At 66.4% G+C, this 15,369-nt stretch carries 13 protein-coding genes; 4 read left to right on the forward strand and 9 right to left on the reverse strand.

All coding sequences use genetic code 11. From position 1 onward, the window contains the following. Window positions 1–65 precede the first annotated feature (65 nt). A complete protein-coding gene (locus AB4Y79_RS10140; protein ID WP_441860996.1) occupies window positions 66–947 on the forward strand; it encodes a hypothetical protein in 882 nt (293 codons plus the stop codon). Between the two features lie 116 nt (window positions 948–1,063). Next, entirely contained in the window at window positions 1,064–2,134 is a 1,071-nt protein-coding gene (locus tag AB4Y79_RS10145; RefSeq protein WP_441860998.1) for an alkene reductase, read from the forward strand. A gap of 233 nt (window positions 2,135–2,367) precedes the next feature. On the opposite strand, the gene AB4Y79_RS10150 is transcribed toward AB4Y79_RS10145, so the two are convergent. Then, on the reverse strand, window positions 2,368–2,685 hold the full coding sequence (locus AB4Y79_RS10150; protein ID WP_441861001.1) for a hypothetical protein: 318 nt from the start codon (window positions 2,683–2,685) through the stop codon (window positions 2,368–2,370). Window positions 2,686–2,813: 128 nt separating this feature from the next. Here AB4Y79_RS10150 and AB4Y79_RS10155 point away from each other — a divergent pair, with 128 nt between their 5' ends. Continuing rightward, complete coding sequence (locus AB4Y79_RS10155; protein WP_441861004.1) at window positions 2,814–5,243, forward strand: Tex family protein; 2,430 nt, start codon at window positions 2,814–2,816, stop codon at window positions 5,241–5,243. 24 nt (window positions 5,244–5,267) lie between these two features. Here AB4Y79_RS10155 and AB4Y79_RS10160 read toward each other — a convergent pair whose 3' ends face one another. The 6 genes from AB4Y79_RS10160 to AB4Y79_RS10185 all read right to left on the reverse strand — a co-directional run bounded on the left by AB4Y79_RS10160 (window position 5,268) and on the right by AB4Y79_RS10185 (window position 11,024). Continuing rightward, complete coding sequence (locus AB4Y79_RS10160) at window positions 5,268–6,083, reverse strand: YqjF family protein (RefSeq protein WP_441861007.1); 816 nt, start codon at window positions 6,081–6,083, stop codon at window positions 5,268–5,270. A 52-nt stretch (window positions 6,084–6,135) separates the two neighbouring features. Further along, window positions 6,136–6,915, reverse strand: a complete 780-nt coding sequence (locus tag AB4Y79_RS10165; protein ID WP_441861010.1) for an isocitrate lyase/PEP mutase family protein — start codon at window positions 6,913–6,915, stop codon at window positions 6,136–6,138. Between the two features lie 21 nt (window positions 6,916–6,936). Then, complete coding sequence (locus AB4Y79_RS10170; protein WP_441861013.1) at window positions 6,937–8,709, reverse strand: DUF222 domain-containing protein; 1,773 nt, start codon at window positions 8,707–8,709, stop codon at window positions 6,937–6,939. Between the two features lie 74 nt (window positions 8,710–8,783). Further along, complete coding sequence (locus AB4Y79_RS10175) at window positions 8,784–9,179, reverse strand: DUF1622 domain-containing protein (RefSeq protein WP_441861016.1); 396 nt, start codon at window positions 9,177–9,179, stop codon at window positions 8,784–8,786. A 69-nt stretch (window positions 9,180–9,248) separates the two neighbouring features. Beyond that, complete coding sequence (locus AB4Y79_RS10180; RefSeq protein ID WP_441861018.1) at window positions 9,249–10,106, reverse strand: SDR family oxidoreductase; 858 nt, start codon at window positions 10,104–10,106, stop codon at window positions 9,249–9,251. 3 nt (window positions 10,107–10,109) lie between these two features. Next, window positions 10,110–11,024 (reverse strand): MSMEG_6728 family protein, encoded by a 915-nt coding sequence (locus AB4Y79_RS10185; protein WP_441861021.1) that lies wholly within the window; start codon window positions 11,022–11,024, stop codon window positions 10,110–10,112. A gap of 182 nt (window positions 11,025–11,206) precedes the next feature. Between AB4Y79_RS10185 and AB4Y79_RS10190 the strand changes: the two genes are divergently transcribed. After that, window positions 11,207–11,794: a hypothetical protein gene (locus AB4Y79_RS10190; protein ID WP_441861024.1), complete on the forward strand. Its 588-nt coding sequence runs from the start codon at window positions 11,207–11,209 to the stop codon at window positions 11,792–11,794. Between the two features lie 161 nt (window positions 11,795–11,955). Here AB4Y79_RS10190 and AB4Y79_RS10195 read toward each other — a convergent pair whose 3' ends face one another. Then, window positions 11,956–12,585 (reverse strand): transglycosylase family protein, encoded by a 630-nt coding sequence (locus AB4Y79_RS10195; RefSeq protein ID WP_441861026.1) that lies wholly within the window; start codon window positions 12,583–12,585, stop codon window positions 11,956–11,958. 168 nt (window positions 12,586–12,753) lie between these two features. Beyond that, on the reverse strand, window positions 12,754–15,330 hold the full coding sequence (uvrA, locus tag AB4Y79_RS10200) for an excinuclease ABC subunit UvrA (RefSeq protein ID WP_441861029.1): 2,577 nt from the start codon (window positions 15,328–15,330) through the stop codon (window positions 12,754–12,756). Window positions 15,331–15,369: the final 39 nt, after the last annotated feature.

A 15,369-nucleotide genomic window follows, 5' to 3' on the forward strand; every position in this document is an offset into this window, starting at 1 on the left:
TGGGTTACATGGGCAGGGCCCTCGCAATCTTCGCCAGCTGTGGACTGTTACTGAGTACGTCAACTATGACTGCCTTGGGAGAAGACGGGTCGAACTCAAAGCCGCGGATCGGTGGTGGGTTTGTAGATAGTGGGCTTCGGATAGGAGCCGACAACTGGGTACCTGATCCTGATACAGGAGAATTCAGCCGCGCGGAGCCGGTTTCTGTTAGCACTGACCCCAACGAGTACAAGTACGAGCTCCAGTGCCACCTTGGCGGCGGTGACTTCGACACTCCGTGCCTTGGCCGCCAGCTCGACTGCAAGGACCGTGCGGACGGTGCCAAAGGTATTCCCGTCATGTGGCTCTCGCGGCCTCGAGGTGTTCCTGGTGCAGTCTGGGCACACCACTCAGGCCCCACCTGCCTTTACGACCCCAAACCCGAGAACCTCCTGCCACGGATCGCCGCCGATATTCAGCGGCAATTCCAGAACCTGCCCGTGAGTGCCGGGAGTGTGGTGGCTCAGCCGAGCCCCAACACGCTGCGTGGCGCCGAAACCAACTTCTACGCCGAAGCAGCTGAGCAACAGTTCGACGTCACCATGTTCGGCCAGCAGGTCCACGTCGTCGCAACACCGGTCCAGTACACCTGGAACTACGGTGACGGGACTGTCTTCGGCCCCCAGCCGTCAATGGGCGGCCCGCTGCCGCAGGACCGTTGGGGAGAGAAAACCCGCACCAGCCACGCCTACGGCGCCACGGGAGACTTCCAAGTAGTGCTGACAACGTCGTTCCAGGGCACCTACTCGGTGAATTCCGGCCCACCGCTGCCCATCCCCGGCCAAGGCCAGTTCAGCACCCCACCGCAAGGCATCAGCGTATGGCGCTCGCTCACCCGAAACTACGCCGACGACTGCAACACCAACCCCCAGGGCCAAGGCTGCCCGGGTGCGGTGACGCCGCGTTGAGCCAGCCAGCGGTATGGGATGGCGGGGGTGTGTGATCCCCGTCCCATCAGGAATAGTTGCACGCGCCCCACAGTTGGCATGGACAGTACGTCTCCAGCCTTCGAAAGGAACTGCGCATGCTGTTTTCCCCACTCACCCTCGGCGAACTTGAACTTCCCAACCGTCTGGTGATGGCACCCCTGACCCGCCTCCGTGCGGGCGAAAAGGGCGTCCCGGGCCCGCTGCTGGCCGAACACTACCGCCAGCGCGCTTCCCTTGGCCTCATCGTCAGCGAGGGCACTTACCCCACCCCCGCCGGTCAGGCTTACCCCGGCCAGCCGGGAATCGTCACTGAAGAGCAGGTTGCCGGGTGGAAGAAGGTTACGGACGCGGTGCACGCCGAAGGCGGCCACATGTTCGCCCAGATCATGCACGGTGGCCGGGTTTCCCATTCGGACATCACCGGTGGCGTGGAAATCGTCGCCCCCAGTGCCGTAGCCATTGACGGCGTCGTCCGGACTCCGGCCGGCAAGAAGCCGTACCCTGTGCCGCACGCCCTGACCACCGACGAACTCCCCCTGGTCATTCAGGAAATCGTCAACGCCTCGCTGAACGCCATCGAGGCAGGGTTCGACGGCGTGGAACTGCACTCGGCCAACGGTTACCTCCTGCACGAGTTCCTGGCTCCCAACTCCAACGTCAGGACGGACAGCTACGGCGGATTGCCCGAGAATCGCGCCCGCTTCGTCATCGAAACCGTCAATGCCGTAGTGGCAGCCCTCGGCGCCAACCGGGTGGGCCTGCGCATTTCCCCCGAGCACAACGTCCAGGGCATCGCGGAGACGGACGCAGCGGACGTCCGCGCCACCTACGAGGTCCTCGTGGACAGCATTGCCCCGCTCAACCTGGCGTACCTGAGCATCCTGCACCACGAGCCCACCGGCGAACTGGTGCAGGACCTCCGCGAACGCTTCGGCGGCCCCTTCCTGGTCAACACCGGCTTCGGCGTGATCACCACGAAGGAAGAAGCCGTGACCCTGGTGGCCGACGGCCACGCTGACGCCGTCGTGGTGGGCCGCCCCGCGATCGCCAACCCGGACCTCGCCCGCCGCTGGAAGGAAAGCCTTCCGCTGAATGAACCGGACCCCTCCACCTTCTACGCAGAAGGCGCCACCGGCTACACGGATTACCCGGCGTACCAGGCCTAGGCATTTCCCGGCCAACCCGAACCAAAACGACGACGGCGGCACCCAGCGTGGGTGCCGCCGTCGTTGGCTGTCAGGGGTGCTGGTCCCGGGCAGCAGTGCCGTCAGGCCATCCGACGGCCTTCGGCTGAGATTCTATGTGGCCCGCCGGACTCCCTCGGGAAGCCGGCGGTGATCAGATGATACTCCAACGAATGGACTCTTACCAGAGCCAGGTTGAGGGCCGAACACCCTGCTCACAACACAGCCTCGCGGCCGGTGCCTTCCCTCATCAGCAGCGTGCCGTCCTCGATGGAGACCAGCACGCTCTTGGGCCTGCCGCTGACCTTTGTGATGGCTTTGAGCCCGCGATTGGTGACCTCAACTCCCACTTGTGCGCCCTTCGCCGGAAGCTCCACGGAAACTTCCGACGCGATGCCGAGCAGCGGATTGGTGGAAACGTCCAGGTCCCTGCGCACGACTTTCCCGTTGACCGTCACGGTGATGTTGGCCTCGTCGAACCCCTCCTGAAACACGACAAGCAGTTCCCGCATGGTGGCCTCTTCCTCGAGCATGGTGCCAGTGACTGCAAGTCCACTACAGCACGTTGCGGGCCCCAGCGGAATACTCCCTTTTACCCGGCCCATACCCATCAGCGCAGGCCGCGGTGGAGCCATGCTGGCCGGTAGGGCAAGATGTTCTGGTGACCCAACTGCCTGTGCCTCCTCCCGCTTCCACCCCCTCCGGCGCGTCAGCCGAAGACCCCATCTTCGGCCAGATCGCCGATGAACTGGGGGTCAAGGCCTGGCAGGTGAAGGCGGCAGTAGGACTGCTCGACGGCGGGTCAACCGTTCCTTTCATCGCCAGGTACCGGAAGGAAGCCACAGGGACGCTGGACGACACCCAACTCCGCGACCTCGACGAACGTCTCCGCTACCTCCGCGAACTCTCCGACCGGCGTCGTAGTGTCCTTGAAGCGGTTGAGGCGCAAGGCCAGTTGACGCCCGAACTCCTTAAAGCGATCCTTGCGGCTGACACCAAGTCCAGGCTTGAGGACATCTACCTGCCGTTCAAGTCCAAGCGCCGCACCAAGGCCCAAATCGCCAGGGAAGCCGGGCTGGAGCCGCTCGCAGATACACTGCTGAAGCGGCCGGACCTCCACCCTGAACAGGAGGCCACGAAGTACCTCAGCGGCGAGCACTCCATTGGCGATGCCGCCGCTGCACTCGCCGGCGCCCGGGCCATCCTGGTGGAGCGCGTCGCCCAGGATCCTGACCTCGCCGCGACCCTGAGGGACCGTCTGTGGACCCAGGGCCGGATGGTGTCCCGCGTCAAAAAGGGCAAGGAAACCGAAGGCCAGAAGTTCTCTGACTACTTCGAGTTTGCGCAGGCGCCGGACCGGATGCCGTCCCACCGGGTGCTGGCGCTGCTCCGCGGCGAAAAGGACGGCATCCTGGACCTGGACCTCGCCGAGGCCGATCCTTCGGACGACGCCGGACTGGCCGCCGCCCGAGTACGGTACGAGTCCGCGGTGGCCAGGTTCCTCGGCGTCGCCGACCGCGGCCGTCCCGCTGACGCCTGGCTGATGCAGACCGCCCAGGTGGCGTGGCGTTCCCGAGTCCTTGCCCGACTCACCGCTGACCTGCGAGGCCGGATGTTTGCCGCTGCGGAGGACGAGGCCGTTCGGGTGTTTGCAGCAAACCTGCGCGATGTCCTGCTGGCTGCGCCCGCCGGCAACCGTGCCACGCTGGGACTCGACCCCGGGCTGCGGACCGGAGTGAAAGTCGCGGTAGTGGATGGTACCGGCAAGGTGGTGGCCACGGACACGGTGTACCCGCACGCTCCGGCGCGAAAGTGGGACGAAGCCCTGTCCACCCTGGTGCAATTGGCGCGCCGGCATTCGGTCGAACTCGTGGCGATCGGCAACGGGACAGCGTCGCGCGAGACGGACAAACTCGCCGCGGAACTGATCAAGTTGCTGCCGGATGTCGACCGCAAACCACAGAAACTCGTGGTGTCAGAGGCCGGTGCGTCGGTCTACTCCGCCTCGGCGCTCGCCGCCGCCGAACTCCCGGGGATGGACGTTTCGCTCCGCGGTGCCGTGTCCATTGCCCGGCGTTTGCAGGATCCGCTCGCCGAACTCGTCAAGATCGATCCCAAGTCCATCGGCGTGGGCCAATACCAGCACGACGTGACAGCGTCCAAACTGGACCGGAGCCTCGACGCCGTGGTGGAGGACTGCGTGAACGCCGTGGGCGTGGACGTCAACACAGCCTCACCCGCGCTGCTGAGCCGGGTGGCCGGCGTCGGACCCTTGCTGAGTGAAAACATCGTGGCTTTCCGCAACGAACACGGACCTTTCGCCAAACGGACCGACCTGAAGAAAGTCCCGCGGCTTGGCGCAAAGGCCTTTGAGCAGTGTGCCGGCTTCCTGCGGATCACCGGGGGAGCGGAGCCGCTCGATGCCTCGAGCGTGCATCCGGAATCCTACGCCGTGGCGAGGAAGATCCTGGTGGCCGCGGGGTCGGCGCCGGCGTCATCCTTGGACCCGCGGAATTTCGTTGACGATACCTTCGGCCTTCCCACGGTTAAGGACATCCTCGCCGAGTTGGACAAACCCGGCCGGGACCCACGTCCCGCATTCGCGGCGGCTACGTTCTCGGAGGGGATCGAGAAGATCTCAGACCTAAAGCCCGGCATGGTGTTGGAAGGAACCGTGACGAATGTTGCGGCCTTCGGGGCATTCGTGGACGTCGGCGTGCATCAGGACGGGCTGGTGCACGTTTCGGCGCTGGCCAACCGATTCGTGTCCGATCCCCGCGAGGTGGTCAAGTCCGGCCAGGTAGTCCGGGTCAAAGTCCTGGAGGCCGATCCGGAACGGAAGCGGATCTCGTTAACGCTCCGGCTCGACGACGAACCAACCGGCGGCGGTACATCTTCCGGGCGTCGCGGCCCGGGCGCCGGAAAGTCGGAGGGTAGCGGAAAGCCTGAGCGCAGTGGACGCCCCGATCGCCAGCAGCCAAAGCAACAGTCGGGCACTCCCGGGAGTGGCATCCGGTCAACTCCCAAACCGCAGCCCGGCGGCAACACGGCAATGGCCGAGGCGCTCCGGAAAGCCGGCCTGGCCAAGTAGCCTGCGGGGTGCCGGGACAGGCTTCTATCCGGGAGTACCGATTACGCGTGGCCGTCCGAATCTGGTCCGGACTCCCGGCGAATAGAGCACTGACTCGGGCGGCCCGTCGACGCTGATCCCGGCAGCTCCGATCAATCCGTCGCTGAGTTGCCGGACGTCCGCGTGGAACAGCGGCCAAGCCTGGTGGGTGTTCGGCACATAGGCGGTCTTTCCAAAAAAGCGGCCGTGCATGCCGAACCTGGCAGTCAGGAACACAGACAGAGGATCAGTGGCGGGCTCCCGCAGCTTGGGGACCACCGTAAAGTCGCTGCGTGCCCCGGTGCTGCCAAACCTTCGAACGGAATAGCCCACAGGAAATTCATCCGTGGAGCCGGCAGTTGCGGTCCCGTCGGCGGGAAGCTGCGTTCGGCCCTTGCTGCCAAGAAAAGGCGGCTGCTGCCGGATACGCGACCATACGTACGGGATTCCTGCAGCCCTTGTTGCCAGAACAACAGGCAGGCGGTCTGCATCCAGGCTCAGGAACACCACCCCGCGGGTCCCATCCGGCTCGCGGGAGTAGAGCCGAACGTTCACCTCGTTGAAGCTTCCCAGGTAGGGAATGCCGGGGCCGCGTCCAAGCGCGGCTTGCTCCATGCGAAAGCCGATCAATCCCACCCAGGAACTGCCGTCGAACACATCCGGCCGGATTCCCTCGGGCATGAACGTGGCTGCCCCCTCCTCCGGGATGCGCCAATGAAGGAAGACGGCGTCCAGCCAGCGTTGGTCAGAGAACACCGGCGCGGGCAGTTCCGGCGGCCGTGGCCACGCTGCCGCGGCAGTTATATTTCCGATCAAGGTCATTCACCTCCTTCGTTGGGCCCGCCCGCGGACGCGCCACGTCAAGCAGGAACTCCTAGTTCAGGGGACGGGTGCCTTCCGGAAGCTGCCCGCCGGCGAGGAGATTGGCCGCGGTGTCAGCCAATGCGGTCAGCGCCGCGCGCTGTGTCCACGGACCGTAGGAGATGCGGGCGACGCCCAGATCCTGCAGCTTGGCCGGGGGAAGGGAACCGGGGACGTTGATGACAGAGATCTTGTTCCAGCCAATGCCTTCCACCAGTGCGGTGACCGTGGGTTCATCCAATAGACCAGGCACAAAGACGGTAGTGGCACCCACGTCCAGGAACGCCCTGCCGCGGGCGATGGCATCCGCCAGCACCTCCGCCGGATCACGGTCCTTCCCCTTGAGGAAGGCGTCGGTCCGGGCATTGAGGACGAAATCGATTCCTTCGGTCGAAGCGGCGTGAACCACGGCTGACATTTGGTTGACCGCTTCGGTCAGCGGCCGCATCTGGTCCTCGATATTGGCCCCCACGATGCCGACGCCGATGGCCTTGCGGGTGGTCTCCCCGGGATTGCCGTAGCCGGACTCAAGATCGGCACTGACGGGCAATTGCGTGGCCGCGGCGATGCGGCCGACGACGTTGATCATCTCGTCGACGGGAATGTTCTCGCCGTCTTCATAGCCCAGGGAAGCGGCGATGGAATGGCTTGCCGTGGCGAGGGCGGTGGTGCCCGGGACCTCCGCTATGACTTTGGCGGTGACGGCATCCCACACGTTGACCACCTGAAGGATCTCCGGAGCCTGATGGAGACGGAGCAGTTCGGACGCTTTGGTGCGAATGGTTTCAGTCATGGCTGAAGCCTAACGGACGTTTCAGGGGCAAGCCCGGGTAGTGGGGCGTACTACTTCTGCTGGGCTGGGACTGCCGCCTGCCCGCGACAGAACCGGTTGCGGGGCTTCGTGTTTTGCCTGTTGGTGGGGTGGGGGCGGGGGTTTGAAGTAGTGGTTTTGCTGGGGTGTTTGGGTGGGATCGATGTGGGGTGGGGGGATGAATTTTGGGGTGTTGTGGGTGGTGGTGATGGTCCAGTTTTCTTTGTGGATGAGGTGGTGGTGGCTGCAGAGGAGGACGCCGTTGTTGGTGGTGGTGGGTCCGTGGCGTGACCAGTAGGTGATGTGGTGGGCTTCGCACCAGGGGGCGGGGATGGTGCAGTTGGGGAAGGCGCAGCCTTGGTCGCGGGCGGTGAGGGCGGTGCGTTGGGCGGGGGTGAAGAGGCGGGTTTTGCGGCCGAGGTCGAGGATTTCGCCGTGGGTGCCCAGGAGTGCGGGGATGATGTCGGCGTCGCAGGCGATTTTGCGGAGGGTGGCGGCGGCGACGGGGCCGGTAAAAGCGAACGTCCCGGTCCCTGCTGGTGTCCCGTGCTCTGTGCCTGTGCCTGTGCCGTTGGTTGTGGCTGGTTCGGTGGTGGTTGGTTCCGTGTGCGGGGCTGTGTTGTCCCCGGGGTTGTGGGTGGGGAAGAGGTCTTGGTAGTAGATGGTGGCGATGATTTGGGGCCGGTTGCCGCCGGTGGTGGGCAGGGTGTTGGTGGCGAGGGCGGTTTTGGCGGCGGTGATGAGGCCGTCGAGTTGTTTTTGGGCGCGGGTGCGCCGGTCCAGGTCTGTTCCGGATGTGGCCGTGCGGGGGTTGGTGGCGGTGTTCATGACGGTGAGGAGGTGTTCGTATTGGTCGGTGGTGGCGAAGATTTCGAGGTGGTGCAGTCCGTGCCGTGGTTTGCGGATGAAGGCGCCTTGGGTGTGGCGGAGGGCTTCTTCGGTGGGTTCGGTGCCGTTGGCGTCGATGGTGTCGGTCCAGCGTTGGGCCAGGCGTGCAAGGAAGTCTGGGTCGGTAGTGGCTGCTGCGGCGGTGAGGTGGTGCTCGATCCGGCGGAGGGTTTCGGGGCTGGTGTGGTGTTGGAGCCGGTCCAGGGTGACGGTAATGAGCGTCGCGGCGCAGGACGACAAGGCTGGTGGCTTCACGTGGGTGTTTTGATGGGCGTCACCGCTTGGTAGGGGTTCCGTAGCGGGTGTGAGGGCCGTGGCAAGGTGGGGCCGGGCTGGTGGGAGCGGTTGGCCGGTGAGGGTGGTGCCGGGGAGGGTGTTCTGGGCGAGGGTGAGGCGTCGGCGGGCTTCGCGGATGGGGATGCGGAGCCGGAGGCGGAGGAACTCTGCGGTGTTCCGGCAGCCGTCATCGGCCGGGGAGAACACCACAGGTGCCGGGCACGCCCGGGCCGCCCTGGCTGTGGCTGTGGCGGTGTCGGTGGTGGCTTGGGCGCGGGTCCGGTCCAGGGCGCCGGCGCAGAGGATTTGGAGGTACTCCACGGTCCGGGACAGGTCCTCGACCCCGTCCGCGAAATCGGCCGCCTCCGCATAAGTGGCGCCGGCCAGCAGGTCGGGGGCGGCCACGGCAGTCCCGGCCAGTTCTGCGGCCAGCTTCCGGGCAAGCTCGTTGAGCGCCACTGACGCGCCGGGCGTGGGTGGAAGCGGAGGCCGCGGATCAGTGCCCGCACCGCCGGGGACCGTGTGCAGCCGGCCCGGGCGCGGCAGCCGGCCGCCGGCGTCGTCAGCGATCCCGCCGAACGCCTCACCGAACTGCTCCCCAGTAGCCTCCATAAACCCACTCTGCCAGCCACCACTGACAGTAAAGAGCCCCCAAAACCCCTATGTGGAAAACTGGTGGGGCGCCCTTACCCGGCGGGGGCGTGGGCGCCGGAGCGGGCTGCCGCCGGGTCCTTTTGCCATGGCCAGCGCCCCGTGATCTCCAGCTCGAGGGAGAAGCTGAGGAACGTCCTGATCAGCACGATAATGGCCAACACCCCGACGCTTTCGAACGTCGGCGTGACAGCAACAGTGCGGATGATGTCCGCAGCGACGAGCAATTCAAGGCCCAGAAGGATCGAGCGGCCCAGCGACTGGCGGTACGAGCGGTAGAAGCTCAATCTCTCCGCGCCGGCCGGGAGCTGCCGCGGCTGGTACCCCCGGATTGCCAGCGGGAGTGACACCAATGCCCCGATCACCATGACCGCGACCCCTGCGAAGTCGACCAGCTGACCGGTCGCTTCAATGATCTGCCTGAATTCCATTCCCTGCCTTACTTTGGGCCAGGCATGTGCCGCCCGGCGTGGAACCGCCTGGGGTACGGGGGTCCCTGCTTACGGATGGCGGCTGCCGTTCCCCGCGATGACGTCCCTGTACCCTTCCCTGAACGTGGGAAACGTGAAGCTGACCCCGGTGCTTCGCAGCAGGTTGTTCCGGCAGCGCTTGTTGCCGCCGCGGGCGGGACCGGCATCGCCCACACGGGGCTGGGGCAGCCCAAGTTCGGACGCCAGGAAGCGCAGTACGGCGCCGAGATCCGCCGGCTCGTCGTCCACGCCGATGTAAACCGGAGCGGGAGCATCCGCCATGGTGGCAAGGTGCACGATCGCCGCCGCGGCGTCATCCCGATGGATCCTGTTGGTATAGCGCACGTCTTCCGGAATGACGGCGGAGCCGCTCCGCACCTGGTCGATCAGCCTGGTCCGGCCCGGCCCGTAGATGCCGCCCAACCGAAGGGACGTGGTGGTGCTTGTTCCGGAAAGCCGGCTGCGCAGGAGATCCTCCGCCTCCACCAGCACCTTCCCCGAGAAACCACCGGGATTTGGTTCCGTAGCCTCATCCACCCAGCCGCCGGCGGCGTCGCCGTAGACAGCCGTGGAAGAAACAAAGAGGACGCGTTCCGGGGTTACGCCATCCCGTTCCAGTGCATCCAGGACATGTGCCACTCCGCGTACATACGCGGCACGGTATGCCTCCTCCGAGGGGGCATCGGCTGCTACAGCTATGACGACGGCGGTGGTATCCGCCGGGATCAGCGGCAGGTCGGGGGATCCCAGGTCTGCCGCGGTGCCTTCGATGGCCGCCGGCAGTTTTTCGGGGGACCGCCGCCACCCTATGACCCGGTGGCCAAGGGCAGCGAACCGCAGTCCCGCCTCGGTGCCCAAGTCGCCGCACCCCGCCAGGAGAATCGTCATGGCCTACGGGGCCTCGACGGGGAAGAACACGCGCGGGTCCTGCAGCAGGGCCGGGTAAGCGAATGCTGAACGGTCAATGACCTCCAGGACCTCGAAGTTCCTGCCGAAGCGGCCGTCATCGAGCGTGATGGGACGGCCCGCCACGTGGCCCACCGCGAACTTTGCGCCGTGTTCGAACGGCACAGCAACAGGGGTCTTACCCGGAAGGGTCCGGAATGCCTCCTCCTGCGCTTGGCGTTTGCGGGTGGGCTTCTTCACCTGGGGCTTGGGGGGCGCCTTCTTCGGGGCGCGGGACGGCCGTCGGGAGCCGTCCTCAACATAGACAGGGCTGTAATCGTCGTCCCCGGCGGGCGCCGCGGCCGAAGCGTTCCGGTTCACTGCCGGTAGTGCCACTGTGGTGAGCGATTGCGGGTCGACGTCGTCGTGCGGATCCCGGAGGATCCACAACAGGTCGCCTTCCGGCTCCTGCGGCAGGAATTCGTGCCGCGGCTCGGGCCAGACGTAGTCCATCCCCGCTATGGCGTCCGGGAAAACGGAAGTGTAGAACTTCGGTTCCTTGTGTACCAGCTTGGACCGGTGGCTCAGGTGGAAGTCGGGGTCCCCGAGCCACGGCGGCATGATGATCTTGGCGGCGTAGTCCGGGTGGGCTGCCTGCGGCGCGAACTCGGCAATGTTGGCCCGTGTATTGTCCGGGTGGCCCCGCTCCACCCACTCGTCCACCATGGCGAGCCCGTACATGGTGAGGGCAGGTACGTGGCCCATCCACATCCTGATCGCCGGGTGGGTCTGCCAGCCGTACTCGGGAATCACCAGGGCACGAAGGGTTTGCAGCGCTTCAACCCGCTGCTTGCCCAGCCGCGCGGTGTCCAGGGCTGCGGCGCTTTGGCGGAAGTCAGGGTACGGGAGGAAAGTTTGCATCCATTCAGTCTGACGGCAGCCGGCGGAAGTGCCAATTGCTGTGCCGGCGGCCACATCCGGCGCCTGGCTGCCGGCATGATCTTTGCCGGGATGTATGTCCAAATAGTGGACGCATACATACGGCTCCCAGGTTAAACCACTAAGATCTCGGCAACCACCCCCCGCGTTTTGGAAGCTCACTCATGACATCTACAGCTGAAAAGTCCACCGCCGACGCCCGCACCTCGCTGCCCCGCTACGGACAGATGCTCGGCCCCGAGGCCCGGGGCATCCTGGTCCTCGACGAGTTCACCATCGATCCTGCGGCCGCACGGAAGGACCAGCACCGTTTCCGCGACGGAATGGCCGCCGTTGCCCGGACCGTCCGCAGGATCTCCGCCCTGCGCGTGGTGATCGCGCTCGTCGCGATCGGAAACCTGCCGCTGTTCCTGCTCTCGAGCGGCTGGTGGATCTACGGCGTCTCACTCACCCTCGTGGTCGCAGTGCACAGCGCCGTCACCCTGCTGAACCGGCACGAGCCCCGGCTCAAGCAGCGCTCGGCACTGGAGTTGCACATGCACCGCGAACGCAGCGCCAACTACCGCAAAGTGCGCGACGCAGTGAAGTACATGATCGACACCCCCAGCCGCATGAACGAGCACCTCTACCTGGAGCTGCTCGCCGCCAAGCGGGTCGCCCTTAACCTCGCGCACGGCACGGTGGCGCTGCTGGACACCAGCGACGAGTCCGCGTGGAAGGTGCAGATCGTCCGCGAGCTGCCCGTCAGCTGACCGGCCGTTCCCTACTGGCCGCGGCGGCAGCACTGACTTAAAAGAACGACGCCGGCACATCCCTTGTGGGGTGTGCCGGCGTCGTCTTTGGTCAACGGAATTTGTCTATCGCCGACCTGTCTGTGGCGCCTTGGGAGGCGGAGCGGCCAGGGCCGCTGCTGCTAAGCGGGGAGCTGGATGACCTGTCCTTCGAACACCAGGTTCGGATCGGAAACGGTATCCAGGTTGGCGTCGGCAAGATGCTGCCAGCCGCCCTGGATCCCCAGCTTCTGGGCAACGATGCTCAGGGTGTCGCCGGCCTGCAGGGTGTACGTTTCACCGCTGAGGGGAACGGAGGTTGCATGCCGCGGTGCGGGCGCCTGCTGGACAGGCGCGCTTTGGACTTGGGTGGCCTGCTTGGCCGGGGCACTTTGGACGGGTGCGCTCTGCACCGGTGCTCCACCACCGCCGCTCAGGCCGAGCTGCGACGCGCAGGAGGGCCAGGCGCCCCAGCCCTGGGAGGCCTGGACCCGTTCGGCTACCGCGATCTGCTGTTCGCGGCTTGCATCTGCGGGCGAGCCGGTGCCGCCGTAGGCAGCCCACGTGCCGGACGTGAACTGCAGGCCGCCGGAGAAACCGTTGCCGGTGTTGGTGGACCAGTTGCCGCCGCTCTCACACTGCGCCAGGGAGTCCCAGGTGGAGGTAGGGGTGGCCGCGTTGGCTGCCGTGGCCGAGAGGGCCAGTCCTGCTGCTGAGACGGCGGCCAGGGTGACTCCGCGGCGTGCGGCAGTACGGAATTTGGTGTTTTTCATGATGTGATGCTCCCGAGGGCCACCAGCGCTGGTTCCGTCCCCGGAGATCGTCGCGCTACTGCCCACCCCTGACAAATAGAGGTCAACGTCGGTGGCTGCCGCTGGGCAGTTCTGGTGGAGGCAGCACCGGGCAATCAAAAAGCCCGCCGTGCGGGCATGTATTTCACGCTAGGACATCGCCTTGGTGTTATCAAATCGGGACTTGCCCGGGTGTTGGCTGGCGGTTGCCTGACCGAGCGCGGCCGCCAGGTATGGAGCGGTCCGGCTCCCGGCGGACATGGCGACGACGGCGGGTGTCCCGGCGGCCATGACGGCGCCGCCTTTGTCCCCTCCCGATGGCCCGAGATCAATGACCCAGTCGGCTCCGGCAACAACGGCCATATCGTGTTCAACCACCACCACGGAGTTACCGGCGTCCACCAGGCCATGGAGCTGCGCCATCAGCAGCTGGACGTCTGCAGGGTGCAGGCCGGTGGTGGGTTCATCGAGCAGGTAGAGGGTGTGGCCACGTTGCGCCCGCTGGAGCTCTGTGGCGAGTTTGATGCGCTGCGCCTCGCCGCCCGAAAGTTCTGTGGCAGGCTGTCCCAGCCGCAGGTAGCCCAGGCCAACGTCGCGCAGGCTCTTGAGGCTCCTCGCCGCGGCGGGCACGTCGGCCAGGAATTCGGAGGCGGCGTCCACCGTCATGGCCAGGACCTGGGCCACGTTCAGGCCGCGGTACTCCACCTCGAGGGTTTCAGGGTTGTACCGGGACCCGCCGCATTCCGGACACGGGCCATAGCTGCCGGGCAGGAAGAGCAGTTCCACTGCCACGAAGCCCTCGCCCTGGCAGGTCTCGCAGCGTCCGCCGGCCACGTTGAAGGAGAACCGCCCCGCACCGAAACCGCGGGCCCTGGCTTGCTCCGTGGCGGCAAATTCCCTGCGGACGGCATCGAAGAGCCCCGTGTAGGTGGCCAGGTTGGAACGCGGCGTGCGGCCGATGGGTTTCTGGTCCACGGTCACCAGCCGGTCGATGCGGTGGCTGCCCGCCACGGTTCCCGGCCCGGGGGCTTCCGACGGTTCGTCCTGCCCCGCCTGGGCCTGGAGGCCGGAGCCCACCAGCCCGCCGAGCACCCCACCCACAAGGGTGGATTTTCCGGAGCCCGAAACGCCGGTGACCGCCGTCAGCACGCCCAAGGGAAACCGGACGTCCAGGCCGCGAAGGTTGTGCCGGGTGATGCCGCTCATCTCCAGCCACTCCGTCGCATCCCTGGCCGGGCCGGTACCGGCACGGCCGCGCGGGGGCTGCACGCCGTCGTCGAACAGGTACGGCCTGGTGACTGACTCCTCAACCTCTGCGAGGCCGTCCACCGGGCCGCTGTAGAGCACCTCGCCGCCGCCTTCCCCGGCGCGGGGTCCCACGTCCACCAGCCAATCCGCCTGGCGGACAACGTCCATATTGTGCTCCACCACGAACACTGAGTTGCCGGACGATTTCAGCTGCTCCAGGACCGCCAGCAGGGGCTCGGCGTCGGCCGGGTGCAGCCCGGCGGAGGGCTCGTCCAGGACATAGATCACACCGAACAGGCCGGACCGCAGCTGGGTGGCGATCCGCAGCCGCTGCATCTCGCCGGGGGAGAGCGTAGGGGTGGAGCGGCCCAAGGCCAAATAGCCCAGCCCCAGGTCCAACAGCACGGTAACGCGGTGCAGCAGGTCGCGGGTGATGGCGACGGCCACCTCGTTGGACTCGCCGGAGGACTGCTTCCGGGACGCCGTCCCGGCTGAGCTCAGCTCGGTGGTGGGACGGATGATTTCCGCCAGCTCGGTCATCGGAACGGCATTGAGCTCAGCGATCGTGCGCCCCGCGAAGGTCACAGCCAGGGCCTCCGGGCGCAGGCCGCTGCCGCCGCAGCGGGGGCAAGGGCCGGATTCCATGTACGCGAGCACGCGGTTGCGCATGGAAGCGCTCTGCGAATCGGCCAGCGTGTGGAGGACGTAGCTGCGGGCGCTCCAGAACCGGCCCTTGTACGGCTTGGCCACACGGTCGCGCTGCGGAGTGACTTCAACCACCGGCTGTTCCTCGGTGAAGAGGATCCAGTCCCGGTGCTTCTTCGGGAGCTTCCGCCAGGGGATGTCGACGTCGTAGCCCAGGTGGGTGAGGATGTCCCGCAGGTTCTTTCCCTGCCAGGCGCCGGGCCAGGCGGCGATGGCGCCGTCGCGGATGCTCAGCGACGGGTCCGGGACCAGCGAGGATTCGGTCACGGTATGCGCGACGCCCAGGCCGTGGCATTCCGGGCAGGCGCCTGCGGCCGTATTGGGGGAGAAGGCGTCCGAGTCCAGCTGCGTGCTGCCTTCAGGGTAGGTGCCCGCGCGCGAGAAGAGCATGCGCAGCGAGTTGGAGAGCGTGGTGACCGTCCCCACCGTTGACCTGCTGCTGGGTGCGCCGCGGCGTTGCTGGAGCGCGACGGCGGGTGGCAGCCCGCTGATCAGCTCCACCTTGGGGTTGTGGCCCTGCTGGATGAGGCGGCGGGCGTACGGGGCGACGGATTCGAAGTAGCGCCGCTGCGCCTCGGCGTAGATGGTGCCAAACGCCAGGGACGACTTGCCCGAGCCCGAGACGCCCGTGAACGCCACGATCGCATCACGGGGGACATCCACATCGACATTCCGGAGATTGTTCTCGCGCGCTCCCCGGACCCGGACAAAACCGTCCGCAGCGGGGGTGGGAGCCGGGTCCTGCAGGTCATCAGTGTGCTTGGCATTCCGCATTGGTTCGACTCTAGTGGTGATTCGGCCGCCGGGCATTAT

Source organism: Pseudarthrobacter sp. YAF2 (genome assembly GCF_052113345.1).
Taxonomy (GTDB): domain Bacteria; phylum Actinomycetota; class Actinomycetes; order Actinomycetales; family Micrococcaceae; genus Arthrobacter.

Coding starts and splice junctions, on each gene's coding strand:
- AB4Y79_RS10140 (WP_441860996.1), top strand. CDS start 66: ATGACTGCCTTGGGAGAAGACGGGTCGAACTCAAAGCCGCGGATCGGT.
- AB4Y79_RS10145 (WP_441860998.1), top strand. CDS start 1,064: ATGCTGTTTTCCCCACTCACCCTCGGCGAACTTGAACTTCCCAACCGT.
- AB4Y79_RS10150 (WP_441861001.1), bottom strand. CDS start 2,685: ATGCTCGAGGAAGAGGCCACCATGCGGGAACTGCTTGTCGTGTTTCAG.
- AB4Y79_RS10160 (WP_441861007.1), bottom strand. CDS start 6,083: ATGACCTTGATCGGAAATATAACTGCCGCGGCAGCGTGGCCACGGCCG.
- AB4Y79_RS10165 (WP_441861010.1), bottom strand. CDS start 6,915: ATGACTGAAACCATTCGCACCAAAGCGTCCGAACTGCTCCGTCTCCAT.
- AB4Y79_RS10170 (WP_441861013.1), bottom strand. CDS start 8,709: ATGGAGGCTACTGGGGAGCAGTTCGGTGAGGCGTTCGGCGGGATCGCT.
- AB4Y79_RS10175 (WP_441861016.1), bottom strand. CDS start 9,179: ATGGAATTCAGGCAGATCATTGAAGCGACCGGTCAGCTGGTCGACTTC.
- AB4Y79_RS10180 (WP_441861018.1), bottom strand. CDS start 10,106: ATGACGATTCTCCTGGCGGGGTGCGGCGACTTGGGCACCGAGGCGGGA.
- AB4Y79_RS10185 (WP_441861021.1), bottom strand. CDS start 11,024: ATGCAAACTTTCCTCCCGTACCCTGACTTCCGCCAAAGCGCCGCAGCC.
- AB4Y79_RS10190 (WP_441861024.1), top strand. CDS start 11,207: ATGACATCTACAGCTGAAAAGTCCACCGCCGACGCCCGCACCTCGCTG.
- AB4Y79_RS10195 (WP_441861026.1), bottom strand. CDS start 12,585: ATGAAAAACACCAAATTCCGTACTGCCGCACGCCGCGGAGTCACCCTG.
- uvrA (WP_441861029.1), bottom strand. CDS start 15,330: ATGCGGAATGCCAAGCACACTGATGACCTGCAGGACCCGGCTCCCACC.